This is a genomic window from Ideonella sp. P3_A4 (assembly GCF_056403075.1).
The window spans coordinates 1-3,917 of record NZ_JBFUGE010000563.1 but is presented as its reverse complement, the minus strand read 5'-3'; the positions used below and the strand labels follow the sequence as shown (position 1 = coordinate 3,917).

Sequence of the window (3,917 nt, the reverse complement as noted above, 5' to 3'; positions counted from 1 at the left end):
CCGGTTGGCCAGGCATTGACGACACTGTGCTGACCAGCACGCGGCTGTCCGGCCCCAGCACGCTGACCAGATGGCGACGCGTCACCTCGGTTGGCACGAAGAAGCGCACCAGCGCCTCGACCGAGTACTCGACGATCAGCGTGCCGGCGAAATTGCTGCGGTCGATCAGCGGGATCTGGACCTGGAACACGGCCAGCCCACTGGCATCGGTGAAGGGGCGCGAATAGACCGGCTGGCGGGTGTCACGCGCGGCGATGAAGGCGTACTCGGCCTCGCTGCGGCGGCCTTCGGCCGGCAGGGATGGGTCGGCCGTGATGGTGCCGCTGCCTTCTTCCGGGTGGAAGCTCAGCACCGCCTGGCTGGCACGCACGCGCCGCTGCGCGTTGACCCAGGTGAAGTGGCGCACCTCGGGCCGTTCTCGCTGGAAGGCACCGGCCTGGCCCAGGAACTCGGCGGTGTCGATGTCCTTGGTGACCAGCTCGCGTGCGATGCGCACGAGTTGCTCCTGGTTTTCGATCAGGTGCAGGCGGATCTGCTGTTGGGCGACCTCGGTGTCGCGGCGCAGCGCGTCGGTGGCGCGGTCGATTTCCTCGTTGCGCAGGTACCAGAAGGCCGCGGTGATCGCGGCCAGGAACATCAGCACCGACACCAGCGGGCCGATGGTCGCGAAGCGGTCTTGCCGCGCTGGCGATTGCTGTCGCCACCAGCGGCCGAACAAGCGCTGCAGGCGCGACGGGGAAGGTTTGAGCGGTTCGCGTGCCAGAGCCATTGGCGCGATTATCGGGGGCTGCATTTGCCATGCCGAAACGCCGCGTGGCCAATCGTGCCAATCGCCTGAACCGGTGGTCTACGTAGACACCACAATATGAAACGCGCAGCCACCATTTGAAAATCCAATCGGGCTGTGCGAAACTTCGCGCCGACCACGAAGCCGGCCCGTTTTGGCCATCCACGAGGAGACAAAGATGTCCGCCCTGCCTGAACCTTTCCTGGGCGCCGCCGCCAACGATGCGGACGCACAGGAAACCCGCGAATGGCTCGACGCCCTGTCGGCCGTCATCGACACGGAAGGCCGCGATCGTGGCCATTTCCTGCTCGAACAGTTGCTGGAACATGCCCGCCAGCACGGCGTGGACCAGCCGTTCTCGGCCACCACGGGCTACGTGAACACGATCGAGCCGGAAGACGAAGCCCAATGCCTGGGCAACGTGGAAATCGAAGAACGCCTGCGCGCCTACATGCGCTGGAACGCGATGGCGATGGTCGTCAAGGCCAACCGCCTGCACCCCGAAGACGGCGGTGACCTGGGCGGCCACATCTCCTCGTTCGCCTCGGTCGCCACGATGTTCGGCGCCGGCTTCAACCATTTCTGGCATGCCGACACGCCCGACCATGGCGGCGACCTGCTCTACATCCAGGGCCACTCGGCCCCCGGCATCTACGCCCGTGCCTTCATGGAAGGCCGCATCAGCGAAGAACAGCTGCTGAACTTCCGGCAAGAGGTCGACGGCAAGGGTCTGTCGAGCTACCCGCATCCGAAGCTGATGCCCGACTTCTGGCAGTTCCCGACAGTCTCGATGGGCCTCGGGCCCTTGATGGCGATCTATCAGGCGCGGTTCCTCAAGTACCTGCACGCCCGCGGCATTGCCGACACCAGCAAGCGCAAGGTCTGGGTCTTCTGCGGCGACGGCGAGATGGACGAGCCGGAAAGCCTGGGCGCGATCGGCCTGGCCGCGCGCGAGAAGCTCGACAACCTGATCTTCATCGTCAACTGCAACCTGCAGCGCCTGGACGGCCCGGTGCGCGGCAACGGCAAGATCATCCAGGAGCTGGAAGGCGAGTTCCGCGGTGCCGGCTGGAACGTCATCAAGCTGATCTGGGGCTCGTACTGGGACCCGCTGCTGGCGCGCGACAAGGACGGCCTGCTGAAGAAGGTCATGATGGACACGCTGGACGGCGACTACCAGGCGATGAAGGCCAACGACGGTGCCTTCGTGCGCAAGAACTTCTTCGGCCGCCACCCCAAGCTGCTGGAGATGGTCGCAAAGATGAGCGACGACGACATCTGGCGCCTGAACCGTGGCGGCCACGACCCGAAGAAGGTCTACGCCGCGTACCACAAGGCCGTCAACACCAAGGGCCAGCCGACGGTGATGCTGATCAAGACCGTCAAGGGCTTCGGCATGRGCAAGGCCGGCGAGGGCAAGAACATCGCCCACCAGGCCAAGAAGCTGACCGACGAAGACATCAAGGCCYTCCGCGACCGCTTCAACATCCCCATCCCAGACAGCGAGCTGGCGAAGATCCCGTTCTACAAGCCGGCCGAAGACACGCCGGAAATGCGCTACCTGCACGAGCGGCGCAAGGCCCTGGGCGGGTACCTGCCGCAGCGCCGCAGCAAGGCCGAAGAGAGCATGCCGGTGCCTGATCTGGCCACCTTCCAGTCGGTGCTAGACCCGACCGCCGAAGGCCGCGAGATCTCGACGACGCAGGCCTACGTGCGCTTCCTGACCACCTTGCTGCGTGACAAGCAACTGGGGCCCCGCACCGTGCCGATCCTCGTCGACGAGGCGCGCACCTTCGGCATGGAAGGTTTGTTCCGCCAGATCGGCATCTACAACCCCGACGGCCAGAAGTACACGCCGCAGGATCGCGACCAGGTCTCCTACTACAAGGAAGACGTGGCCGRCCAGATCCTGCAAGAGGGCATCAACGAAGCCGGTGGCATGGGTTCGTGGATCGCGGCAGCCACGTCGTACTCGACGAACAACCGGATCATGATCCCGTTCTACGTCTACTACTCGATGTTCGGCTTCCAGCGCATCGGCGACATGGCGTGGGCGGCGGGCGACATGCAGGCCCGCGGCTTCCTGCTCGGCGGCACCTCAGGTCGCACCACGCTGAACGGCGAAGGCCTGCAGCACGAAGACGGCCACAGCCACATCCTGGCCGGCACGATCCCGAACTGCGTCAGCTACGACCCGACCTTCGCGCACGAAGTGGGCGTGATCATGCAGCACGGCCTGAAGCGCATGGTCGAGAAGCAAGAGAACGTCTTCTACTACATCACCCTGCTGAACGAGAACTACCCGATGCCTGGCCTGAAGGCCGGTACCGAAGAGCAGATCATCAAGGGCATGTACCTGCTGGAAGAGGGCGCGAAGAAGACCCCGCGCGTCAACCTGCTGGGCTCCGGCACGATCCTGCGCGAGTCGATCGCCGCCAAGAAGCTGCTCGAAGCCGACTGGGGCGTGGCCGCCAATGTGTGGAGCTGCCCGAGCTTCAACGAGCTGACCCGCGACGGCCAGGACTGCGAGCGCTGGAACCTGCTGCACCCGACCGACAAGCCGCGCGTGCCTTTCGTGACCGAGCAACTGAACCCGCACGCCGGGCCGGTGATCGCATCGACCGACTACATGAAGAACTATGCCGAGCAGATCCGCGCCTTCATCCCGAAGGGGCGGACCTACAAGGTGCTGGGCACCGACGGCTTTGGCCGCAGCGACTTCCGTTCCAAGCTGCGTGAGCACTTCGAGGTCAACCGCCATTACATTGTGGTCGCCGCGTTGAAGACGCTGGCCGACGAAGGCAGCCTGCCGGCCGCCAAGGTCGCCGAAGCGATTGCCAAGTACGGCATCAACGCGAACAAGATCAACCCGCTCTACGCCTGAGCGGCAGGAGACAACGCACATGGCATTGGTTGAAGTGAAAGTCCCCGACATCGGGGACTTCAAGGACGTGGCCGTCATCGAGCTGCTGGTCAAACCCGGCGACACGGTCAAGCCCGAACAGAGCCTGGTCACGGTCGAAAGTGACAAGGCCTCGATGGAGATTCCTTCAACGCACGGCGGCGTGGTGAAGGAGTTGAAGATCGGCCTGGGTGACAAGGTCAACGAAGGCACCCTGCTGCTGTTGCT

At 64.5% G+C, this 3,917-nt stretch carries 3 protein-coding genes; 2 read left to right on the top strand and 1 reads right to left on the bottom strand.

The features are described from left to right. Window positions 1–769 (bottom strand): cache domain-containing protein (locus AC1DYI_RS28985; protein WP_477207582.1); only part of this gene is annotated, 769 nt, incomplete at its 3' end. A gap of 196 nt (window positions 770–965) precedes the next feature. Between AC1DYI_RS28985 and aceE the strand changes: the two genes are divergently transcribed. Continuing rightward, window positions 966–3,671: a pyruvate dehydrogenase (acetyl-transferring), homodimeric type gene (gene aceE, locus AC1DYI_RS28980; RefSeq protein WP_477207581.1), complete on the top strand. Its 2,706-nt coding sequence runs from the start codon at window positions 966–968 to the stop codon at window positions 3,669–3,671. A gap of 19 nt (window positions 3,672–3,690) precedes the next feature. Continuing rightward, window positions 3,691–3,917 (top strand): biotin/lipoyl-containing protein (locus tag AC1DYI_RS28975; RefSeq protein ID WP_477207580.1); only part of this gene is annotated, 227 nt, incomplete at its 3' end.